Source organism: Shewanella algae (genome assembly GCF_009183365.2).
GTDB lineage: Bacteria > Pseudomonadota > Gammaproteobacteria > Enterobacterales > Shewanellaceae > Shewanella > Shewanella algae.
This window is the reverse complement of sequence record NZ_CP068230.1, coordinates 1,645,434-1,667,992: the sequence shown is the minus strand read 5'-3', so window position 1 is coordinate 1,667,992 and position 22,559 is coordinate 1,645,434. Positions and strand designations below refer to the sequence as shown.

Below are 22,559 nucleotides of genomic sequence, written 5' to 3'. Positions count from 1 at the left end.
CCACCTATATTGCTAAAATCAAGTTATCCAATGCTGATTTAATATCTTTAGCATTATACGGATGTTCAAGAACAATTACCTCACCTTGTTTATTCAATGGCAAATTGCTCATTGCTGTATCATTACGGCTAGTAAGTGTTGGAAGTTTTTTACCCATATCTGTTTTTGATGCAAGCTCTATAGCATGAACTTTACCATTCATATCCACAGCCATTATATCTGGTCGCCTTCCGGACGTTCCTTTACCATTAGCAAAACTATATGATCTATTTAAATATACTTCTTTAAATTTCCCGCTCATTGCTAATTTATTGGCAATGACTTCAGAGAATTGATCGTGCCCCGGAGTTCCATCTTTTTGTCCTTTTCCATAAATTTTAGTGCCGTTAACTTCGCGCATTGGACATTGCGCCAACCCTAGCGGATCCACCCATTCGAGCGGGTTGTGCACATAGGCCTGTGGCCGCGTGCCCCCTGCCAGCCCTATCGGATCCGGACTCAGGTATTGGCAAATCTCCGGATCGTAATATCTGTGCCGGTTGTAATAGAGCCCGGTTTCCCTATCATAAATCTGTCCCTGATAGCGCAGGTCACAGTGTAGAGGCTCATTGGCGGCTTGTTCAAGATACTTTTTCGGGGTTCCGCTGAGCCGCCATTGATGGAAGTCCTGCCATAAACCCTGTTCGCCACGCCAGTGTATTTGTCCTTGTGGATCGCACAACTCCCTAACATTGCCCGCTAAGTCAGTCACCGCATAATGCAATTCGGGCCTGCCGGGGTCATTGGGTGTATCCAGTTGCCTTATCTGTGCCAACGGCCTGAAACTGCCGGGCTCATATAGCCACTGGGTAGTTGCCACACTGCCATCGGCATAATAACTTTGCTGCTGGCTGAGTTGATCACCCAACCACTGGTAACGGATATCGCCTTGGCTGATTTGTTGAGTGAATGATTGCGCTGATGTTGGCTGCGTTGCTGGCTGCTGCCGGTATTTACGACAGCGGCGGCCAAAGACATCGTATTCATAATGCCAAATATCCCCATTGGGCAGACTGACACGAATGAGGTGGTCTTCTTCATCCCAATGATAGAAGCTAGTCTGAGCCCTGAAACCATCACGTTTCAGGGTTTTCTCGACCATACGGCCATTGGCATCGTAGCGGAAAACATTGTCTCCCTGACGCACTACCCGCCCGGCTTGCTGATATTCCAGTGCCTTTTCCTGGCGCTTTTTGGCGAAGTCGATAATCCGGCTATTTGAAGTGCTATTTGAGGGACTGTTGCTAAACTGGTCTTTGCTTTGCCCGTCCTCAGCCCAAGAGGCTATGGCCGTCAGTTGGAGTTCGGAGTCATAGCTGAATTGGCGCCGCTCACTGCGCGTATGCCAGGCGCTGGTGCGTTTTTCTGCCACGATTTGCCCAAGGGCATTTTGGGTAAATTCACTGCGGCCCCAGTGACCGTCTTCGATGGCGGTGATCCGGCTCAGAGCGTCATATTCATAACTGCGGGCAATGCCACCAAAGCGGCCAGGTAGTTGCTGCTCTGTCCCCTGTGGGCTCCAGGCATCCAGGTGCTGACGTTTGAGCAGTCCCTCCGGGGTGTACTCCTGTTGCAGGCAGAATCCAGCCTGGTTACTGCGACTGGTTTCCCGGCCATAACGGTCGTATGCCAGTGTCAGCGGCTCAAACCCAGAAGCGGCAATCGTTGCCAAACGGCCGTGTTGCCATGTCTGCTGTTGCTCAAGCAATAAGCCATTGGCACGAATTGGACGACCCGCTGCAGTGTATTGATACTCAATCGATTGGCCATTTTGCGTTTCAGCAATCAGCCTGCCAAGCGCATCATAGCTAAACGCCAGCTCAGACACGGCATTGCGGCCTTTAAGCAGTTGACCGGCTCCGTCGTATTCAAAATGGCTATTGTTCATCACCATTTGCTGCGAGTTACGGGTTTGCTTTTGCAGCAAACGGCCACAGATATCGTAGAAGAAATGAATGCTGCTGCCATCAGCCTGGGTTTTGCATATTACCCGGCCGGCCTTATCGTAATCGAAGCGGTTACGACGACCATCAAGGTGACGCTCTTCAACAATCTGACCGCTGGAATTGTAGTGATATCGCCACTGCTCACCTTTGCTGTTGGCAATACCGGCAAACTGGCATTCTCCGTTATAGAACAGCTGCAGTTCATGGCCTAAAGGATCGATACTGGCTTGCAACAGGTCAAACGCACCGTAACGATATTGCTGGCTGTTGCCATTGGCATCAGTCGCTTTGACCAGATTGCCTTCGGTATCATATTCGAAGTGCTGGCGTTTGCCTTGGCTGTCCACCACCCCAGTGACCAGGGCACTTTGCCCCAAATAAGTATACTTGTGACTCTGGATCCCTTGAAGCACCCGGCTTATCCGCCCCAGATTGTCATATTCCAGTTTTAGCGGTTCAACGCCGGGCAAAATGACTTCGCAGGGCAGGCCTAACACCTTGTCATAACCAAAGCCGGTCTGCTCGCCATCAGCATCGATCGCCCAGGCCATTTGCCCCTTGGAGTTGTACTGCCAGTAACGGCTGTGGCCCAAGGGGTCAAGCACCGACAGCAGATTGCCGCGGCTATCGTACTCATGCTGCCAACTGGCACCCAATTCATTGGTGAAGCTAAGCAACCTGCCGGCTTCATCATACTGCCACTTAAGCTGACTGCCGTCCGCCTGGGTCAGCTCGGCAAGTTGCCCCCATTCGTCCCGCTTGAACGCCTGTTGCTCTCCCAACTGATTGCGTTGGGATACCAGTTGGTTGTCCTGCCATTCGTTGTAGGTGGTATCGCCATTGGGCAACACAACACGAATAATATTGTTGCGCTCATCCCTGTGATAGATTTTGATACCATCAAGCGGACTACGGTAATAGACAATCCGGTTATCATCATCGTAATGCAACGCATCACAAAAGCGCTTGTCAGCGCCTCTGGAGCGGATGGCCCGCCCCTGACTGTCATAGTCATGTTCAACCCAGGTGCAGCTCATGTCCTGCCAGCGCAGCAACCAGCCCTCATCTGAGTATTGGTAGTCAAAGCTGTGGCCCGGATCGGCCCGGCATGATGTCAGATATCCTTTGTCGTTGTACTCATAGGCCACCAAGGTTTTCAGCGCCTTGCCATCGGCTGTCTGCAACTCAAGGCGTTCAATACGTCGCCGGCTACCATTCACCTTGATACGCCGACCGTCACTGAGCAAAATCCCTTTCAGTTGGCCGCGGTCATAAACAAAATGATGGCTGTTACCGCTCTGATCGCTGATGGCTGTCAGCATCAGCTTGTTGCCCAAAGCATGATTGAAGGTGTAGTCAATGCCGCTTAAATGGCGCATCACCAACAGCCCGTCGATGCGGCATAACCGCCACTGTGGCATATGAGCCGCCCGATGAGCGGCGCCTTCTTCAGGGATGACAAACAGCGCCTGGTTATACTCACCGTCAGTAAAAGTGGCCTGATCACCACTTAACACCAGGCTCATATCCCAATCCGCGCGCCAGCGTCTTCCCAACATACCGGGTTCGACATCAGGTCCTGAGTGATAGAAACGCTTAAGCCCTAGCGCCAATATTCCCGGCAAACTGAAATCTGTGCGCCAGTCAACGACATGGCCGGTAGCCATATCGATGGGGCAACCATTGGTGCATTTACCCTTGGCGCCTGGCAATGCCTGGTTACTGGCATCCACTTCAGCCGTGGGCCCACTCATATCCCGGATTTGAGCGTCTTTCCCGGCATTCAAATCCACTTCAGGATGCTCGGTCTTTTTAGGTCTGGGAGTTCCGGTCAGGCGGGTAACCACCTTGCCAATAAATTCTTTTACCTTGTTGCAGACCCAGTCCAGCATCTCTTTGAGCTTGCCGGCCATGGATACCATGATGTCGATAAGCGAACCAAATGCCTCTTTCATCAACCTGAGGATCCAATGGCCGCCATTGACCAAGGCCAGCTTGAGTCCGTCGATAATCTGTTGCAGCAGTTCCAATGCCTTGGCACCGGCATCTTTGATTTTGTCAGCAAAGCTATTGAGAAACTTCACCAGGTTTCCGTTGGATAAACCACGCAACATCTTGATGCCGGCTTGGATCGCTTCCGGACTGTTTTTGGCCAGTGCTTCAATAATGGCTTTACCGGACTTTTTCAGAGCATCACCAACACCGGGAACAAACCCAACCAGAACCAGACCACCAATGGCCCAGTGCATGGGATCGCTTCTTAGCGCTGCCTGAGTGTATGTCTGCCAGCCCCATTCACCGAGGTCGTAGATATCCATCGCCTGACCAACTACGGGGATGAAGCCCAGCGCAATTTCACAGAACAATAAAATAGCGCTGTTGTCCCCGGCCTTGCTGACCACTTCGGCAGGAAGACTGACATGAATTTTATAAATGGCCTCGCGCAATCCCATCGAGCCACGATTAATCCGGTCGTTTAACTCCCAGAAGCGCTCGTAGGCGGGTTCATATTCATCCGGTACATTCAAAAACAGACTGGTGTCATCAATATCAATATGACGCTCACTGCTGTCATCAGCGTCATATTCAATGAAGCCTTTGTTTCGCAGCAGCGTGAACAGAGTGAAATACTCTCCGGCAATGGCAGCATATTCGGGCTTAACCTGTAAAACCGGGTTATTCTCTTCGGTTTCTTTGGGGCGAAACTCATCGCTCCCTTCATCAAGCAGCAGTTCGAAAGCGCCACAGGGCATTTCTTCAATCAGGCAGAGCCCTTTCCTATCTGTCTTGCCTTCAAGCTTTTTGTTATTACTGTCAGTCAGTATGAAAGGGGCTTCGGGCACAGGTTGACCATCATCGTAGTGATAAAATATCAGTGCCGTGCAACCGCACTCGACGCAACTGCCGCGCAAGATATTATCTGTGGTGAAGTTCTGCTCTGCGGCAACTTCACTGGAGATCAACTCTGCCTTGCGATTCTGACTCATGATGCGACTTCCTTATCCAATTCGGCCTCTGCTGCGCGAAATAGCTTGTACATCCTGTCTTCGGCGCCTTGTCTGGGAGCATCGAGGATAGATTTCGCCCAGGGCAACTGCCAAAAATCATCGCCAAACAGACACGCGAGCGTGAGAAACTTTATCTGCTGCTGTTTGCCACTGAATCCGTGCTGCTGGGCCTGATTAACATGCTTTGAGATAAAACTGAGGCAGTCGTCTGTGGACCATTGTCTGGTCACGGGATGATGTTGTTGCAGGTGCGTCATGTAGTCACGATAAGTGATGGCTTCAGCCATCTGACGCAGCGCCTGATACTGGGGGGCAGTCAACACTCTGGGTGTGCTTTGCTGCGCTAACTGCCACTGTGAACGCTGTTTGGGTTGCCAGCGCGTGATCCCATCGGCGTTAATCGTCACCAAGGCCGCCGCCGGACCCAAAAAGTCAACGGCTTCTTCAACCGAACTGGCACTCAGCAAGGTTTCCGCTACCTTCCAGTCGGCAATGCGTAATAACTGGGTGTCATCACCGTCTGCTATCCAAGTCCAACTGCGCAAGTGATGTACCAATAGTTGCAGTTGCTGAAGTGGCGTGTAGGCCTGCATATCGCCTTCCAGCACCCAGGCCATTCCCCAACCGGGTTGGCTACATATTTTTTGCTGCAACTCGGCCCAATTACTGCCATGAGCCCGGATAAGACACGGTGACAATGATGCGTGCAGCCTTCCCAGTTCCCCCCAATAGAGCCGGTTGAACTCGGGAGTTTCAGGAAGCTGTGATTCGGCTATACCTCTCACCGCTTCATTGAGTGTTGGATCTGCCAGCAAAAACACCGAGCCATTGACCAATAGCTGCCGCCATTGCTGTTCATCGAGTTGTTGTTGCTCTAATGCTGCTATTGCTACCACATCCCTGTCCTCTGGCTATTGCTCCAATGGAGGCAACCAATCATGAAAATCCATATCGCGACCGAGCGCCGCATCATTGCATACTTTTTGCTGAAAACGTCTCAGCGCCTTTTGATAATCACCATCCGTACACAAGGCCAAAAACACAGGATGGATAAAGTAATCTTTCCCCCAGACGAACCTGCGCTGTGCCATGATTTCACAACTCCTGGCATCTGCATCAGCAAACTGCTGTTGTACCCGTTGCAAGGTATCGAAATAGACGGCTCTGACATCCGCCGGCGAAAATTCTCTCCTGTGATAAGGCTGTAGCCTTAAAAACAGTTGCTGACTTTGCAGTTCACGCCGACTCTCGCGCGTCAAAAGCTCATATTGTTGTTCACTGAGTTGTATTTGCTCAAAAGCGGGTTCAGCCACTTGGTTTCCGATTGCCAACAGTCTCCAAGCTGCGCCTTCAGGCAAATAGAGGCCTTCCAAACCAGCGACAAAACTCTGTTGCTGTTCATCGCCCAGAGTTTGCCACAGCAATGACAGTATGGGAGCCGAAAAACTGTTAAATGGAGCGACTATGCCCTGAGGATAAAGAGCCTCAGTTCGCTGCAACCAAAAAGCGATGACTTGCTGCCAATCAAACCAGGTGGTGAACAAGATGCACCGCTGATCTGCCCCTGGTTGTTGCAGCAACCAAAGCATCAGGGTCTCGCAGGGGCTACCATCACTGAGCCGTAACAACAAAGGCTGCAACCCCGGTGCCGAGGCCAGCGATGCAATGGGAAGGCTGCGCCACTGTGCTCCCGGGGCAGTACTGAGAACTGACCATTGCTCGTCAAACCCGGCGATATCAAATGGCTCTATCAAGGCATAGCAATAATGACTTTGCCTGCCACTGATGATCTGGTGCATAAGCATGGGTTGTGCATTCCCTGACATTCAACAACATCCTTGGTTCCAACAGCGATCAGTAACCTGGTTTGCCTTCCTTAGCCCATATTGCCCGAACTTCTTTCGGTGAAAGCGGTGGAAAGCTAACCCCCTTCTCTTCAATAAACTGTTTGGATTTCATCAACCACTCGTAGTTGTCCGAAGATGACGATACCAGCCCACGGGACAGCTTTTTATGTATATTCCAGGCTAAATCCGCACCGGTATCGTTACGGTGGGTAAAGTCGGCTCCATGCTGCAACAGGAAGTACACCATTTCAAAGTCGTTGATGGCAGCAGCGTATTGCAAGGCGTTACTTCCAGGCCCATCGACAGCATTCACATCTGCATCGTGATCCAGCAGGATCTCAACAGCCTCCTTATTGCCTTCTCCTACGGCCTGAAACAAGGCGGGCTCTTTATTACGATCCACACTGTTGGGATCCCCACCGGCCTCAAGTAACATTTTCAGCCAATCAGTATCCTCATTCCCGGCTACAGCCGTAATCGCATTGTCACCATTCGCTCGCTTAAAGTTAGCGTCGGCCCCAAGTTTGAGTGCCAAAGCCACCGCCGCTTTATCCTGCTGTAAAATAAGCCATAGCAGAGGGGTAATATCCTCGTCACCATGAATATTGAGGTCTTGTCCATCAGTTAACGCCGCTCTGGCCTCTTTTTCATGGCCTTGCTGAATATGCTGAAGTACCGTCACCATTTCCGGCTTAAAAAACTGCTCAGCATCCATCTGTTTTCCTCCTACACCACAGGCACTCAGTACACAGGTTAAAACCACGCCTAACCAGGTAACACATCTTTTCATCTGGCAATCCTCTTCAGGCTGCTTGAGTCAAGGTTGTAATATCTTCACGTTTTTGAGCTTCAATACCGGCAATAACCTGGTCCATTCCATGCCTTGCCACAGGGTTACCACCAGCAATACTCTCCAGTTTATGCATTTCTCCCGGCGCGCTTGGAAGCGTATCCCGAGCCATCAATATACCGCTGGCCAACAGTCCAAGACCTGTACCGACTGGACCAAACAGGCTCCCAATTCCCCCCAGAAGCCCAGGCAATAACACTCCACGCCACTTCTGTACCCCGGTCAATACTTCGCCATTGACCGCCTGGGTTTGGATAAGCTTATCGATTTCAGCAATAGGCAGACCACCTCTTCGCTCCATGGTTTTGGGATGCAACCCGGCTGCGTTAAAGGTATACCCGTTTCGACCTGTCACGCCAACCGCGCTGGCTGCTAAACCGCCGCCCAGTGAATGGCCAACAATCGTAAAATCATCCAGTGAGTCATCCACCATATCGGCCAGATACATGGCCTGATTATATTGTTTAGTCTCCCCTCCGGAGCCCTGTTTCAGGTTGGTTGGCCAATCTTTACCACCAGTCACGCCGTTATTGGTTCCCCTGAACGTCAACATGGTTTCGTCGTTGATGGCTGATTTGAATAGCCCGGCGCCGAAACCGGTCTCTTTGTCCGAGAATACGGCATCCTTCAATCCCGGAATTTTGCTGGTATCCACAGCTTCCAGCCCCAAAGGCGGCTCAGGTAGTTCGCTGATGTGTCCCCGCTTGAATTCATCGACACGATACACATACTGGGCAGCTTCTGCTCGCAGTATATTGTCGTTGTTGAAAGCCAATCTTTCCGACGCAGCCTTTTGGGCCGCCGATGCCGAGCCCGCATGACTTTGGCTCAATGCTTTACGGGCTTCATATCGCGCCTTGCGCTCAGCAACACTGTTGACCGGGTCATTCAGAAAAGACACCATCTCGCCGGCATCAGCCCATTGCATCACAGGCAATGCGGCTAAAGGCAGCAACTTAATGAAGGGTGCATTGTCTTTTGCCGCAGCCTCACCACAGGGATGCTCTGTCGACTGGTATGGCGTATCACCAATTAAGACGTCCCCGGAGCCTGCGGCTACCGAACCTCCACACCCGACAGCATCACCGTACCTGGCAGCCGCTTTACCATTGATGGACACATTCGCAGAGCCGGCAGAGATACTACGACCATGAATGCCATGTGGCATTTTGGGACATGGGCAGGCGTGAAACAGGACCGAATCTCCCTTTCTGGCCGCAGGGATACCATTGATGCTGACATCACCGCTTCCAGCCGTTATCGGTGTAGCGGGAAAGCATCCATGTCCTGCACAGCTATCGCCAATTCGGGCTGCTTTTGGCATACGGTTTCTCCCTTAACGCCTGTCAGCCAGATCGGGCTTGGTTGGCTCAGCGGGCGCTTCCGGATCGACAGATTTGGGCTCAGTTGCGGTGCCAGGCGATCCACCTTCATTGATTTTGACTTTATTTCCGGAAATAGTGACGCCACCTGAGTCCAACTTGATAAAGCCACCCGGTCCCTTGATGGTCAGTTCCTGACCGGCATCCAGCACAATGGTTTTTGCTTTCTGAGAACTGGCATTGCCAACCTTAATCAGCAAATCTGCACCAATAATCCGTTCATCAGAAGCGGCGATATTGGTTTGGTTACCCCCATCAATGCGAGTGATAAGCCCTCCCCCTATATAGCGCTTCATCGCACCGATTATCTTGTGAATGAAGTTCCGCCCGACCAACAACTGATGATCTCTGTCTGTCTTAGCAATATCGTCCTGCGCAACCTGGGTATGGCGGTTGTTTTTCACCAGTTGGAACTGATCCTGACCTATGGTGATATGCTCATCCAAGCCGATTTCAGTTCGCTTGATGTTATTGATGACGCTATCCATGTCTTTTTGGGCATGGAGATAGATCTGCTCCCGGCTGGCCTCATCCTCAAACCTCAGTTCATTAAAACCTTCCCCTTTATGGGTTTGAGTTTTGAACAGTGTTCGGGTCTTGTGGTTAGGCAGCAGGTACGGGGTTGGATTGGCAGCATGATAAGTGCGGCCGGTAATGATAGGTTGATCCGGATCGCCTTCCAGAAAAGAGACTATCACTTCATGACCAATCCGCGGGATGGCCATAAAGCCATACTGGCCACCGGCCCACCCCTGGCTAACACGAACCCAACAGCTGCTGTGCTCATCTGCCTGGCCATATCTATCCCAAGGAAACTGCACTTTAACCCGGCCATATTTATCACAGAAGATTTCTTCATTTTTAGGCCCTACCACGGTAGCCATATGAGGACCCGTGACCAATGGCTTGGTCTTGGGCATAGCCAACCAGGGAAGGTTACCCTCTATCGCATGAAAACCGTTTTGATATTGGGTCGGGGTAGTGTTGTTGGTTTCCTCTGCCGCAGCGCCCTGTACGCCATGATGTTTCACAGCCACCAGCAGCCAATCACGGTTGAACGCAGTATCCGGATGCTCGGCAAGGTTCATTTTCACTCCGGCACTGGCCGTCACAATACTTGATTGTCCTACGGCCGTTTCAGTGTCGTTGCGCAAGGCTTGCAATCTGGCCGGTGTAAATAATCCCCCCTGAGCATCATCCTTGTAGCGTCCGGGGTAATCAAAATGCTCGTATTTATCCCCTGCGGCCGCTTGATGGAATGCCAACCGCTTGGCGGTTTCTGTTTGTAAAAAGCTATAAGCGGGCTTTTTGAAACTGTAATCCTTGAGTTCGGCCTTGGCACTCGCCAGTTGCTTGGCGTAACTGAAGCTGCAGACAAAAGGCACTTCGCTGTCGCCGCCGCTCAAGGCGTTATAGGGGAATAGTTGTTTGGCCGCTGGCAGCTTGCTGGTGGCATCACAGAAAATCAGCGTATGTTTGTCGTCACTGAATTCGAAATACCAGAACACCCCAGCCTCAGCCGCAAGACGGGTGATAAAGTCAAAGTCCGACTCCCGATACTGAACACAGTATTCGCGCTTTTCCGACTCGTAGCGTGCATCCCAACTGAAGGCATAATCACTGATACCCATTTCATCAAGCAGGGTGCTGAAAATCTGTTTGAGGGACTTTTCCTGAAAGATACGGCTGTTTTGTCTCAGCCGCAGCCGCGCCATGGCAGGTTCCATGGTCAGCTTGTATTGGGTCTGTTTATGGCCTGAGTCTTCCTTGGCAAAGCGACTGACTATGCCGTGAAAACTCCTGACTCGAACACCGTCCTGCCAAATACTCAAGACGCCATTCTTATCGACTATCTGCTCGGCAGTAATATCATCCCTGCGGCTCAGTAATATCAACTCTCCCTTGAAGGGCGAGGACAACTGCTCATCAAAATCAAACGACAGCAGGTTGAAACTATCGTCCGCCTCCGCTTCTGCCTTGAAATGAAACCGCAAACCACTGCCAAGATAAAACATAGCCGGTATCCTTGTTCGAGTTCGTCCTGACTCTAATCCGCTAGAATCACTCTTTTATTGCCATTGAGACGCTACTTGGAAAAACCTTGTATCAGATAGCAGAATGTATGCGGGCAAACGCCCGCATACATTCAAGCAAATCAGTCGTTGACTGAATTATGCTTCGATGGGCTTACGCCAATCGTCGGCACCAGAGGTACCGGCGCTGACGTGATCCCAGTCTATCTTGCGATAGGCCATGGACACTTCAACCAACTGAGTAAAGTCGGCTTTGTTGGGATCCTGACAGTGAGGCATATGACAGTTGATATCAATGATGGTGGCGCCTTCCAGCTTGGTCGTGAAGAAGTGCTCTTGCTTACCTTCGATAGAAGTGCGGTACCACTTGAGCTCAACCTTGGTCAGTTTCTCACCGGAAGAGAGCGAGTTGTACATGAGAGGAACGGCTTTGTTCAGCGCGACGGTGAACTTGAACGGCTTGTGCACACGCTGACCGGAAGGCATGCCGGACTGAGGGTCGGTTGGCACAGTCACAATGTGATTGAACTCCTGAACCAGCATCTCGTCTTCATGACCTTCCACAAAGATGTCACCGACAGATTCCGCAGTAAAGGCGCCGGCAGTGAGGTTGCCCTGAGTTTGGCCTTCGATAGAGATATAACATGGTGTTGGCATGATAAATTCCTTTTTAAAAATTCAAAGAGGTTTTGGATAAACCTGTTTGATGAAGAGCAACTCTCATGCCAAAATGTAACATACTGATTTATAATGAATACATAAAATGCCTTTTTATACTGGGCAATTTATTGCCCAGTTCCGGGCAATTTTTTGCTCAGCGGGCAATTTTTTGCCCGGTAAGCATTCAATATTTATAGTACGCAGCGACCTTAGATGAAGTCATTCTCCTACCGCCTTTAAAGCACACGCCTCCTGTTTAGCAAAGCAAAGATGAATACCTACGTAATTTAGGACGTTTGTTTAAATACTGTAAACAAAAAATATGAAAGACATCCCCAAAGGTCACTTTGACATTTAAAATCCAACACATTGAAAAGCATAAATAATTTATCAAACAAGGTCGTGCATTCCAATTGGAACTTCAGAGTAAAGTATGTTTAATGGAACACCAAACTCAGATGAGAGGTGATTGCACTTAAATTAAATTTAAATAAAATCAAACTATTAAGAAACATAGCCAAAATAAGATCATCATCAGATGATGGTCTACATCTCGGACTACGATTAAATGGTGCTTGGCTCTAAATAGCTGTTCCAAATAGTAGATCACAGGAAGGGAACTCAGTCCTGTTTGAGCGATCAGATCTATCGCCAAACAAACCCACCACTCGCCCAAGGACTGAGAATGGCCATTTTAGCACCACTATGCCGCGCTGAGCGCAAGCGCATGCAAAAATTGATTCAAAAAACCAACGATAAGCACTTTGCCAGGCGTCTTATTGCGATGTTGATGTTGCATCAAGGGCTGCCGGTTACCCAAGTTCAGCACATCACCGGCGCAGCCCGCTCCAGCATAGGCCGATGGTTGGGCTGGTACACCCAATGTGGCATCGATGGACTGAAATCAGAGAAGCCGGGGCGGCCAACCGTCTTGCCTATTAACCCGATATTGCTCTGCCTGTCACTGCTTATCCAGCTTTGTCCGGAAGACTTTGGTTACCAGCGTAGCCGCTGGAGCAGCGAACTGCTTGCCAAGGTGATTAATGCACAGCTTAAGCTATGCGTCGCTGCATCAACCATTCGCCGCCTGTTACCCGAAGCAGGCATAGTCTGGCGCCGCTCAGCCCCGACGTTGCGCATTAAAGACCCATACAAAGCTGAGAAAATGGCCGCTATAAATCAGGCTCTTGAACAGTGCAGTGCTGAGCACCCGGTATTCTATGAAGATGAAGTAGACATCGACCTTAACCCCAAAATCGGGGCGGACTGGATGCCCAAAGGGCAGCAAAAACGTGTTGTCACCCCAGGTAACAACCGCAAGCACTACTTGGCTGGAACGCTGCATACCAAGACTGGAAAAGTGCTTTATGTGAGCAGCGCCAGCAAGGCATCGGAGCTGTTTATTGCGGTGCTGGAAAAGCTCAAACGACATTACCGCAAAGCCAAAACTATCACGCTAATTCTGGATAATTACATCATTCACAAGAGCCGTAAAACCCTGGCTTGGCTCAAGAGCAACCCTAAGTTCAGGTTGTTGTTTCAACCGGTATACTCACCTTGGGTCAACAAGATAGAGCGTTTATGGTTGGCACTACATGAAACGGTAACACGCAATCATAGTTGCAGGAGCATGCGGGAACTTCTTGGCAAGGTATGGCATTTTATGGAAACCGTTTCGCCTTTTCCCGGCAACGGACACGGCATCGCGAAAATGTAGCAGTATTCGGATCTAATGAAATGGACACCTCCCCACAAAGACTTCAGTGAGCCATGCTGTAAGTGCAAACCAACAGCAATATGAAGAGGTGTCCCATGGAACAAATTATCGGAATTGATCTGGCAAAGCGAGTTTTTCAGGTGAATATCGTATCTGCGCAGGGTGAGAAGAAAGCGAATAAAATGATCACCCGTGAAAAATTGACGGCGTTTATTGTTCAGCAGCCTCCGTCCCGTATTGTGATGGAAGCGTGCGGCAGTGCAAATTACTGGTCACGCCAGTTCAGGCAATACGGACATGAAGTTAAACAAATCAGTCCACAGTATGTTGCCCCCTTCAGAATGGGCAGTAAAAATGACAAAAATGATGCAGCTGCAATTGTCGAAGCTGACAGTCGCCCGGGTATGCGCTATGTGCCGGAGAAGTCTATTGAACAGCAGGATATTCAGTGTCTGCACCGGGTTCGCCAGCGGCTGATGAAAAACAAAACCGCGCTGATTAACCAGATACGGGGGCTAGGCCTGGAATACGGTATCGCCATACCGGAAGGGGCTCATAAAATTATGGCCCACCTGCCTGAGCACCTGGAGGATGCAGAAAATGAGCTCACCACGCTCAGCCGGGAGCTGTTCCATGAGATGTTGCAGGAACTTCAGGACAATCAGCAGCGGATTAAAACTCTGGATCTGCGCCTTGCGCTTATCAGCCAGCAAAATGAGGATACCCTCAGACTGAAAAGCATACCTGGTATCGGGCCATTAGGGGCTTCAGCCTTGACGGTAGCTCTGGGCGACAGCGCTGATTTTCAGAATGGCCGGCATTTTGCCAGCTATCTGGGGCTGGTTCCGAAGGAGCACAGCAGTGGTGGTAAAGTCAGACTACTCGGGATAACAAAACGCGGAGATGGTTATCTGCGAGGACTGCTTATTCATGGCGCCCGCTCAGTGGTTTACCGGGTCATCAACCTTCCGGAAGAACGATGTGGAGGTCTCCAGCGGTGGCTGAAAGGTATTATTGCCCGAAGTGGCGTAAACAAAGCTGTAGTGGCGCTGGCTAACAAAAATGCCCGAATAGCGTGGGCGCTAATAAACCAAAAAACAGAGTATATCGTTAAGTAACTAACTGATTTTAATAAGTCCAAAGAGTTGATGTGCTGACAGGTAGAACCGACTCTCTGTGAACCTGACAAATAGCTGGGCTGCTAAAAGCCATGGCACTAATGAGGACAGAGAGTACGGATGTTCATCAGGGCTCACGAAGCCGGATATATGTGTGTGGCTACTTTGTCAGAAAGAGACCTGCCGGTGCTTGCATCGGAGAGGTGTCCATATAAGCTATTTAGAATTTTATATACCACTAAGAGTGACGCTTCCGCATTAGCTTTGGTGAATACTTGGATGAGCAGGCTGTACGATTAACAACATTTCCTTAGTTACTTTTTTGCCCGCTGAGATTTCAGATATTCAATACAATCCGAAGGGTCCACCCCTAACGCTTCACAGTAGACAATAAATTCTGCAACATCCATACGCCGAGAGAGACTCTCCACATTGCCGATAATCGAATGATGTCGCCCGATAATTTGGCCCACATCCCTGAGGGATAGTCCCTTGTCTTCTCTAGCTTTTTTTAGCCAAGCGACAAAGTCTTGATTAATAGTTGAGTAAAGTTGCTTTTGCATAGTTTGGAGACTATATCGGCAAAATAGCTTGTCTCGATTTTCGAGACGACATATACTCAACGTCCAGGGCTTATGAGTGTTAGCGAACTGACTTGAACTAAGCGTCCACAAGCAAATGGGCATTGGCAGAACCAGGAGAGCTTTCTTATTCCAGCCCGCTGTCAATATTGTTTTTTACTACACAAGGAAATTCATGATGAAAGTTATAAGTATCGTAAAAAGCCTCTCCGCAATGGTTCTAAAGTGTCCGAATTGTGGTTCCTCAGATGACATCATTCCGTACGATGGAGGTTGGTGTTGTCGAGATTGTGGCTGCGAGTGGGATTAAGTTAAAAAGGGGCTAAAGCCCCTTCTTTTCAGCTAGCCGTTCTGTTCTGGCATTATCAAAGCTAGCTACGACACTAGTGTGGTGGGTCTTGTCCCTTATGGTCATCTTGTCAGCCATGCTTAGCCACAGGTCCAACGCGGCACGGTGGCCAAAGCTATCACGCTCTGGATCAACATCTTTCAAGAATGTTGCCGGACAACTAACGAGTTCTTCGATTGAGCAGCGGCCCTGAACTTTAACCGTAGTAGCATCCTGATAAGCGTATTCGTAAACAGGCAGACGCAGACCTTGTGCTATTGGCTCAAGTAATTTGGGTTTAACGTAGCAGCCAAAAATGACCGAATATTTTCGAAGCATGTAGGCCAAGTTCACCGCGAGATAACCCCGAGTTCGCCAGTAGAATGCGCTCTCGTAACACACCAGCTCGAAACGGTAAATCTTGCGTTGGTTGACCTCTCCAATAGGTACAGAGATCATCAATAGTCCTGAGTGATCGGGATAGAATGGCTTGTTGTGGGTGGGAAGATATAGTGTTGCCCTAACTGGCATGCTTCTATTTGCACTTAGGCTATCAAAATAGTCTTCAAAACCTTGGGGGTTCTTGTAGAAATTTTGAGGCTCGTATACCTGCTCACTGGCACAGTCCAACCAGTCTTTGTTAACCCCAAATAGCGTGGCGGCCTTTTCAATATGACCACTGGTAAGTACCTTAGTGAGTGATTCAGGAGATTGGCAATCGGCTATGCTGAGGCCATGGCCGAAGAAATCGGGGATTTGACTTGGTTTTACGCCGTGGGCGTTGAACAAAGCAATAAAGCGGCTGGAGGGCGTCTCAGGATCAGTTGCAAGCTGCTTTTTGATCCAATCGAATGGCAGTTTCGCTAATTGAAAAAACGCTAAAGTTTCACTAAATATCATTATCATTCCCTTGATGAATCAAACCAAGATATATACTGATATCATCTTAATTCTTTGCTAAAAAATGGAGTTATATATTTACACGAACCGAATATCCCAACGCCCTTAAAGATTTATTTGTCCGTCCATTCCTAGGTGGTGTGATTTCTGGTTTAGCCCAACCAACTACTTCTGCAATAGAATTAATCCCATAATGATTAAATTTATAGTCATCATTTTTCCCAGCAAGATATATTCGCTCCCATATATCTTCTGATTTGCCTCCGTAGAGGACAAAGTCTAAAAGTTCAAAAATTGATTGCCCTTTATTATTACGACTATTAAACAACAAATCCGTAAACAATGGCAGTCGCTCATCTCGTGATAATGATTTTTTCCCTGGTTTACCAAGTGTTGCCGTACTCATTTTAATCAAGTGGTCCATTGTCGCATGAGTCGAACTTACGAGCCCTTGTAAATCATCTCTTTCAAGTGTTCGAATCGTATCACGCTGTAAACATCGTTTAATAAGAGGGGCTCGAACCAGCAAGGTGTGGTCTTCTTCAGAAGGCGGTTCCGGTAGCCTTTTCCACCAACCCAACATTGACATGAGTGCAGATTGAGGATCTTTATGATTTTTTTGATAGTATTCTTCGTAAGGGTACGTGTTATTACTTTGCCTTACCTGATTGTAATAGTAGGCGTGCAAAAATTGATCTACCTGCCAAAATTCAGGGGTACTTGACTCTATCCAAACAGGTCTAAAATCATTGATTTGTGAAGCTATATTTCTAATTGAAGACAGGGCGAAATCCCATTCTTTTTTAAAATTATCTTTTCTCCTGTCTTTGACACTTTTATCATCAACAAAGCTTACCCCCTCCCAAACAGGTACTTTTCGTTTTCTCTCCAGTTTTCTCTCTTCAGCCATCTTCCGCGTTTTAATTTCGAAGAGAAGACTCTGCTCCTTTACGATCTCTTCAGTTAAATCAACACAAGCATCCAAAGCCTCCAAATTATCGAAAAACTCTATAAGCTGCTCATACATTCCGCTTCCAATTAGGTCTGCTTCGGTAAAAAATACTCCAGCTTCAATGTTACTATTCCATGCTCTGTCGGTGAGATTTGCTGACCCTATATAGGCCCCATGGCCTTTCCACCAGATTACTTTACTATGCAACCTATCTGGCACCAGTTTACAAAAAACATTATTCATTAAATTTTTCAACAACTTAGACAAGAAAACTGGAGAAACCGGTACTTTATGGTCGTAACGCATCCAAATGTCTAATCGAAACTTATTACTCACACAATGCTCCAACAGTTCAGTCCTGTCATCACCATAGGCAATTGCAGCAACTACACCATCGAGCTCTGCTCCTGAAGGAGGCAGTAATGACCTAAAAAAATTCTTGTTTAAACCATTGGCAATTAACTTCATGAATACCACCATCCCAGTTGGCTAGAGATCCAATCCAGCTCCATTAAGCTTCAGCCAAGAAACCTGTTTCTGGTAGTCAGGCATTATTTTATCTACCAGATTCCAAAACGCAGCATCATGGTTCCGATACACTCTATGAGCAAGTTCATGAACAACAATATAATCAAGTACCGAAAGCGGTGCCATTAGACAGCGCCAGTGAAAATTCAAGTCGCCCTTTGGTGAGCAGGAGGCCCAGTGGTGCTGAAGCTCCATTACGCGGATTGCACGATAATTCACTCCTAGCTTTGGGGCGAAATGCTCTACCCGTTTACTAATACGAGATAACCCCTTAGTGCGATAGAAGTGTTTGAATAGCTCGCTACCGTATTCCGCTTTATCACGGCGCATGAGGAAGTAACCATTTTTCAGGATCAAGTCTTCTTTCTGCTCGTCCACCAGCTTTAAGCGATAATTGCAGCCCAGGTAGGGAAAGCCCTCACCGCTCACGAACTCACGTTCGACTTTAGTGCGGTTAAGATCTTCCCACTCTGCAAGGTTACGATAAATCCAACTGCGTTTTTCCTCAATGATGCTCTCTACTTTTTCAATATCGTAACTTTCAGGCGCAAGCACAGTGACATTCCCATCCCGTTCGATAAGAATGCTGGTGGTCTTTCGCTTGCTTTGTTTCAAGCTGTATTTGATATCTTTGTATCGCATTAGTGATGTTTATTCTTATCTGGGTTGGGTAAATTGCGGTCACGCAGTTGTTTTAGTGCATCATCAACTAAGTTTCTTTCTTCGGTATAAGAAATCCGATAATTTGATTCATTAAGCCCGCGCTCTGCTCGATTTCGTTCAACCAATGCAGGTAACTCACTTTTAACTCGACCACCTTTTGAAACTATGTCTTTTATCGGTTGTCGTCCCTTCAAGGCAGTCGTTTTAATGACATCGTAGATAAAATTGGTCATTACCCCCACGACAACAGTTATAAACAAACTGCCTTTTGCTGTCTCTTTTAAGGCAACTATAGGCTTATGTTCAAAATCAGGAAAAGTTAGCTCTGATTGAATTGATAGAATTATATCGGCAAGAGCTTCTCGAACATCTTCAGCATTAAGTAAAAACTGCTTCCTGACTTCATACGGCAGCGATGAATGGTGTTCTGCGTCTTCAACATAGTGAATATCGGTTGCTACCTTAATCAACGCTAGTTCGTAGAAGCTCTCATATTGCTCCAGCTCTTGGGCCAGGAATAAATCAACACCATCCAAGTCATATTTCAACAATGAGAGGTCTGGTTGCTTGCTGATTTGTTTTTGTAACGCTTCAGGGGCAATAGCACGAAGCATTTCGATAATTTCATCGATACGCTCATTCAGCGCCTGTTCAGACAGAATTAACAACTCCCTCCTGCGCGCTAATGCCACTACTTCAGTTGTCAGTTGCTCACTTAGCTCACTCAATTGAGGTACGCCACTTAGTAAGAAGCGCATTTCAACTTTCCCTTCTAGCTCCGAAATCAAATCATCGCGTTCCCAGAAGTCTAGGCTGCCAATATTCTCACCCAGCTCGTCCATAATGGCGTCGACACAGGCTTTGACCTTATCCATAGGCTTAACAGGCTCGCCATTTGGGAATGCAATGCTGACAATCAGATCAAAGAATGGGTCGGCGATTTTAGCGTTAGGGCCGCGTCCCGCGTCGATTTCATCACGCAAGGCGCTCTGAGCTAGAATCAATTTATCCCAGTTGCCCGCATGCTTCTTGATAATCTCATCCAGTTTTTCACTCATTCTCTTGTAAAAAACTGGGTCATCATCCGCATTGACTTTGCAGTGCTTACGAATGGCGTGCTCCATCTCACTCGCTTGTGCTTGTAAATCCGCCTCTTTACCCATATGTGCCATAAACGCATCACTGAACAGATCAATCGGTTTGATTTTAGGGTTTATACCCAGGCTGATCAGATGCTCGTTTACAAGGTGGCGAATTTTTGCACCCACGCCTTGGAAGCTCATACTGTCATCTTGGTAACGCTGACGTGCTTTCGCTTGAATATGCACAAACTGGTACATAGGCGTTTTGTAGGGGTCCGCCAAGGAGTTGGGCATGATGATGTCCATGCTTTGAAGAAACTTCTTCAAGAACACGTTGAAACTGTCACGCTGGCGAGGGTCTTCTAAAACTGCAATCGCTTGAAGCTGAACTTGATAGTGTTCATCGACATTGAGCTTCTGGTTCACAAACGCTTCAATGTTGTAAACCTTGAGGTCAGTAAACAGCTGAAGCAATCGGCGATATCGACTTTCCAAAACCGGTACTTCGCTATCAATGTTTTGCAAGCCTTTCAGAATGTCGTCTTGATCATCCTGAGAGTACATAGACAGCGCATCTCTTAGGTGATGAGCCAGACCAATGTAATCGACGATATACCCACGCTGCTTTTCTTTCGCAGTGCGGTTCACACGGGCAATAGTTTGCAGCAAATTATGTTCTCGCAATTTCTTATCGAGATACATTACCTGTTCAATTGGCGCATCGAAGCCCGTTAACAGCATGTCGCAAACAATCAAGAAAGCGACGCCAGTATTTGGCTTGCTGTGATCAAACTTCTTCTTGAAGCTCTCAACGGCTTTTAGCTCTTTGGCCTGCTTTCTGGCGTAGGTGAAAGACGCAGCTTCATTGTTATCATCACTGGAGATCACGACCGCCGTTTTCAAAAACTCAAGGCGTTCAAGCCAGGCTTTGTCGATACATTGCTCTGGCTGTTTTTTGTATCGCTCGATTTCTTTCGCCAGCGCTTTTTCAATGTAGGTTTGGTAATGAACAGCTGCTTGCTTGGAAGAGCACACCACCTGAGCTTTAAAGCCTGCTGGCAAAATCTGCCGTATGTAGTGTTTTACTAAGTCCTCAGCAATTTCCTCAATGCGCTTCTCTGCTTCAAGAATATCCCCTTCCGCACCGTACTTCTTACGGATCTCTCTTAACTCTTCTTCTGTTCTGTCCGCAAAGAGATCTTCAAACTTGGTATCAAACCCCGCTTTATCGTAAATCGCACTGTCAGCGGTTTTACCTTCGTAGAGGATTTTTAACGTGGCACCATCATCGACGGCATCCTGAAGTTTGTATTTGTCGATATAGGCTTTTTCTTGGCTGACGCCAAAGCGCTTCCAGGTTGGATAAGTGTGATGGTCCGCAATAAGCGGCGTTCCCGTAAACGCCACTCGGGTTGATTTGGGGAAAGCATCAAACAAATTATCTGAAAGGCTTGGGCGGTCTTTTCCGCCTCGCTGGGTGCGGTGCGCCTCATCCACCAAGATCAGCACTTTTTCACCGGCGTTGATCACGCCGAAAGGTCGATGCATGACAATCTCAGCATCAAAGTCAGCTTCCAGCTCTTCAATACGTTCAACGTCACCTGCTTCTTTTGCTTCTGCAAGATGCTTAGATAACAGCTTACGAACGGATTCAGGCAGGAAACTGCTGTCTTGCTCGCGGAACTTATGCACCATCACCATGTTAGTGTTCGAAGTGTCGTTCGCCAGCTTCTCTTTTGCATCCTTGGTGCTCTTGATCTCAATGACCGTATCACCAATTAACGCAGCGGTATTGGTCAGTTGCTCTTCAAGGTCACTCCGGTCGTTAACCATCAATACCTTGTAACTTTTCAGCTCAGGATGGCGACGAAGCTTGCGCACCAAGAACACCATAGTCAGGCTTTTTCCGCTTCCCTGAGTATGCCAAACCACGCCTGAACGTTGAATGCCCGTTTCGCCCTGCTCCATCCGCTCAATGATTTTCTGCACCGCGCGAAATTGTTGGTAACGGCAAATCACCTTTATACGAGGGCCGTTGTCGGTATCCATAAACAGGGTAAAACAACAGGTGATATCAAGCAGTCTTTGTGGGTGGAGCATGCCCTGAACGAGCTTTTCCTGGCTGCGATGGGTGCCAATTTCTGGTGCAATATAAGGCTCGGTATCGGGGTGGATGGTTTTCCAGTTGAAGTAGTAATCTTCATTTGAGGTGATGGTACCCACTTTGCAATCATCACCGTAGGTGCTGATCATCAACTGGTTGGTAAAGAACAGAGCCGGTTCACCTTCGCGCAGTTTACTGTGTTCAGGCTCGCGCAAGTCTGCATAGCGGCGCAATTGGTCAATACCTGCTGCCATTGGGTTACAGCAATGCTGTGACTGCTCTTTACACTCAATCACCACCAACGGCAGGCCGTTGACGAACAATGCAATGTCTGGGCGAATGTGCTCTTTCCCCAACCCTGGCGTATCAACACGGAACTGATTGATGGCGGTGAAAGTGTTGTTTTCCCAGTTATCAAAATCAATCAGCTTAACAACCGGATCTTCTTCGCCGGTCAGTTCGTTACGGTCGATCTGCCACTTATGCAGACGGCCAATAAACTCTTCATTGGCTGCCAGTAATTTGTGAGTACCAAAGTCGGTGACGTCATCCAGCAAGACATCGAGTTGGCTATCCGTCAGCCAGGGCTTACCGTCATCCGTGGTATTGATGCGATGTACTGCGGCTTTAAAAATGTCTTTTAAGATGACTTCACGAAAAGAGCTGCGAAAGCTGGTGGTTGGGTCGGTAGGCACACCTTGCCCTAAATCCGTCACATCCCAGCCCATGCTTTTAAGCTGGTTTAGCAGCGGCTTTTCAACCAATAGGTACTCTGACATTGTTTGATATCCTTATTACTGGCAGCGAGGCGTTAGCCTGCT

The 22,559-nt window shown here is 48.4% G+C and carries 14 protein-coding genes; 2 read left to right on the top strand and 12 right to left on the bottom strand.

All coding sequences use genetic code 11. The annotated features are described in order from the left end of the window. Positions 1-4: 4 nt before the first annotated feature. From E1N14_RS22260 to E1N14_RS07410, 7 genes are all read right to left on the bottom strand, one after another. Positions 5-4,972 carry an RHS repeat-associated core domain-containing protein gene (locus tag E1N14_RS22260; protein WP_062793954.1) on the bottom strand — a complete coding sequence of 1,656 codons (4,968 nt, stop codon included), beginning with the start codon at positions 4,970-4,972 and terminating at the stop codon, positions 5-7. Continuing rightward, positions 4,969-5,889 (bottom strand): DUF4123 domain-containing protein, encoded by a 921-nt coding sequence (locus E1N14_RS07435; protein ID WP_025012027.1) that lies wholly within the window; start codon positions 5,887-5,889, stop codon positions 4,969-4,971. The genes E1N14_RS22260 and E1N14_RS07435 overlap by 4 nt, the downstream gene beginning before the upstream one ends. Positions 5,890-5,904: 15 nt before the next feature. Next, positions 5,905-6,819 (bottom strand): DUF4123 domain-containing protein, encoded by a 915-nt coding sequence (locus E1N14_RS07430; protein WP_152134885.1) that lies wholly within the window; start codon positions 6,817-6,819, stop codon positions 5,905-5,907. Between the two features lie 28 nt (positions 6,820-6,847). Continuing rightward, entirely contained in the window at positions 6,848-7,555 is a 708-nt protein-coding gene (locus tag E1N14_RS07425) for an ankyrin repeat domain-containing protein (RefSeq protein ID WP_025012029.1), read from the bottom strand. 88 nt (positions 7,556-7,643) lie between these two features. After that, positions 7,644-9,014: a Tle-like phospholipase domain-containing protein gene (locus E1N14_RS07420; protein WP_025012030.1), complete on the bottom strand. Its 1,371-nt coding sequence runs from the start codon at positions 9,012-9,014 to the stop codon at positions 7,644-7,646. Positions 9,015-9,026: 12 nt separating this feature from the next. Continuing rightward, positions 9,027-11,087, bottom strand: a complete 2,061-nt coding sequence (tssI, locus tag E1N14_RS07415) for a type VI secretion system tip protein TssI/VgrG (RefSeq protein WP_062793955.1) — start codon at positions 11,085-11,087, stop codon at positions 9,027-9,029. A 156-nt stretch (positions 11,088-11,243) separates the two neighbouring features. Beyond that, complete coding sequence (locus E1N14_RS07410; RefSeq protein ID WP_039035438.1) at positions 11,244-11,762, bottom strand: Hcp family type VI secretion system effector; 519 nt, start codon at positions 11,760-11,762, stop codon at positions 11,244-11,246. Positions 11,763-12,450: 688 nt separating this feature from the next. Here E1N14_RS07410 and E1N14_RS07405 point away from each other — a divergent pair. Together E1N14_RS07405 and E1N14_RS07400 are read left to right on the top strand one after the other, a co-directional pair. After that, on the top strand, positions 12,451-13,482 hold the full coding sequence (locus tag E1N14_RS07405) for an IS630-like element ISSen5 family transposase (protein WP_025012155.1): 1,032 nt from the start codon (positions 12,451-12,453) through the stop codon (positions 13,480-13,482). 95 nt (positions 13,483-13,577) lie between these two features. Next, positions 13,578-14,600: an IS110 family RNA-guided transposase gene (locus E1N14_RS07400; RefSeq protein WP_115389538.1), complete on the top strand. Its 1,023-nt coding sequence runs from the start codon at positions 13,578-13,580 to the stop codon at positions 14,598-14,600. Between the two features lie 314 nt (positions 14,601-14,914). Here the strand turns inward: E1N14_RS07400 and E1N14_RS07395 are convergent, their stop codons facing one another. The 5 genes from E1N14_RS07395 to E1N14_RS07375 form a co-directional block, all read right to left on the bottom strand. Further along, a complete protein-coding gene (locus E1N14_RS07395; RefSeq protein ID WP_025011905.1) occupies positions 14,915-15,163 on the bottom strand; it encodes a helix-turn-helix domain-containing protein in 249 nt (82 codons plus the stop codon). 340 nt (positions 15,164-15,503) lie between these two features. Further along, positions 15,504-16,409: a hypothetical protein gene (locus tag E1N14_RS07390; protein WP_025011904.1), complete on the bottom strand. Its 906-nt coding sequence runs from the start codon at positions 16,407-16,409 to the stop codon at positions 15,504-15,506. Between the two features lie 70 nt (positions 16,410-16,479). Continuing rightward, entirely contained in the window at positions 16,480-17,829 is a 1,350-nt protein-coding gene (locus E1N14_RS07385; protein WP_062793892.1) for a phospholipase D-like domain-containing protein, read from the bottom strand. A 21-nt stretch (positions 17,830-17,850) separates the two neighbouring features. Continuing rightward, the gene (locus E1N14_RS07380) at positions 17,851-18,531 is read right to left on the bottom strand and encodes a M48 family metallopeptidase (RefSeq protein ID WP_025011903.1); all 681 of its coding nucleotides are present in this window, start codon (positions 18,529-18,531) and stop codon (positions 17,851-17,853) included. Continuing rightward, on the bottom strand, positions 18,531-22,517 hold the full coding sequence (locus tag E1N14_RS07375; RefSeq protein ID WP_025011902.1) for a type I restriction endonuclease subunit R: 3,987 nt from the start codon (positions 22,515-22,517) through the stop codon (positions 18,531-18,533). The genes E1N14_RS07380 and E1N14_RS07375 overlap by 1 nt, the downstream gene beginning before the upstream one ends. Positions 22,518-22,559: the final 42 nt, after the last annotated feature.

Excerpts from the sequence above, each read along its gene's own strand:
- E1N14_RS22260 (WP_062793954.1), bottom strand. The coding sequence starts at position 4,972 with ATGAGTCAGAATCGCAAGGCAGAGTTGATCTCCAGTGAAGTTGCCGCA.
- E1N14_RS07430 (WP_152134885.1), bottom strand. The coding sequence starts at position 6,819 with ATGTCAGGGAATGCACAACCCATGCTTATGCACCAGATCATCAGTGGC.
- E1N14_RS07425 (WP_025012029.1), bottom strand. The coding sequence starts at position 7,555 with ATGGATGCTGAGCAGTTTTTTAAGCCGGAAATGGTGACGGTACTTCAG.
- E1N14_RS07420 (WP_025012030.1), bottom strand. The coding sequence starts at position 9,014 with ATGCCAAAAGCAGCCCGAATTGGCGATAGCTGTGCAGGACATGGATGC.
- tssI (WP_062793955.1), bottom strand. The coding sequence starts at position 11,087 with ATGTTTTATCTTGGCAGTGGTTTGCGGTTTCATTTCAAGGCAGAAGCG.
- E1N14_RS07410 (WP_039035438.1), bottom strand. The coding sequence starts at position 11,762 with ATGCCAACACCATGTTATATCTCTATCGAAGGCCAAACTCAGGGCAAC.
- E1N14_RS07405 (WP_025012155.1), top strand. The coding sequence starts at position 12,451 with ATGGCCATTTTAGCACCACTATGCCGCGCTGAGCGCAAGCGCATGCAA.
- E1N14_RS07400 (WP_115389538.1), top strand. The coding sequence starts at position 13,578 with ATGGAACAAATTATCGGAATTGATCTGGCAAAGCGAGTTTTTCAGGTG.
- E1N14_RS07395 (WP_025011905.1), bottom strand. The coding sequence starts at position 15,163 with ATGCAAAAGCAACTTTACTCAACTATTAATCAAGACTTTGTCGCTTGG.
- E1N14_RS07390 (WP_025011904.1), bottom strand. The coding sequence starts at position 16,409 with ATGATATTTAGTGAAACTTTAGCGTTTTTTCAATTAGCGAAACTGCCA.
- E1N14_RS07385 (WP_062793892.1), bottom strand. The coding sequence starts at position 17,829 with ATGAAGTTAATTGCCAATGGTTTAAACAAGAATTTTTTTAGGTCATTA.
- E1N14_RS07380 (WP_025011903.1), bottom strand. The coding sequence starts at position 18,531 with ATGCGATACAAAGATATCAAATACAGCTTGAAACAAAGCAAGCGAAAG.
- E1N14_RS07375 (WP_025011902.1), bottom strand. The coding sequence starts at position 22,517 with ATGTCAGAGTACCTATTGGTTGAAAAGCCGCTGCTAAACCAGCTTAAA.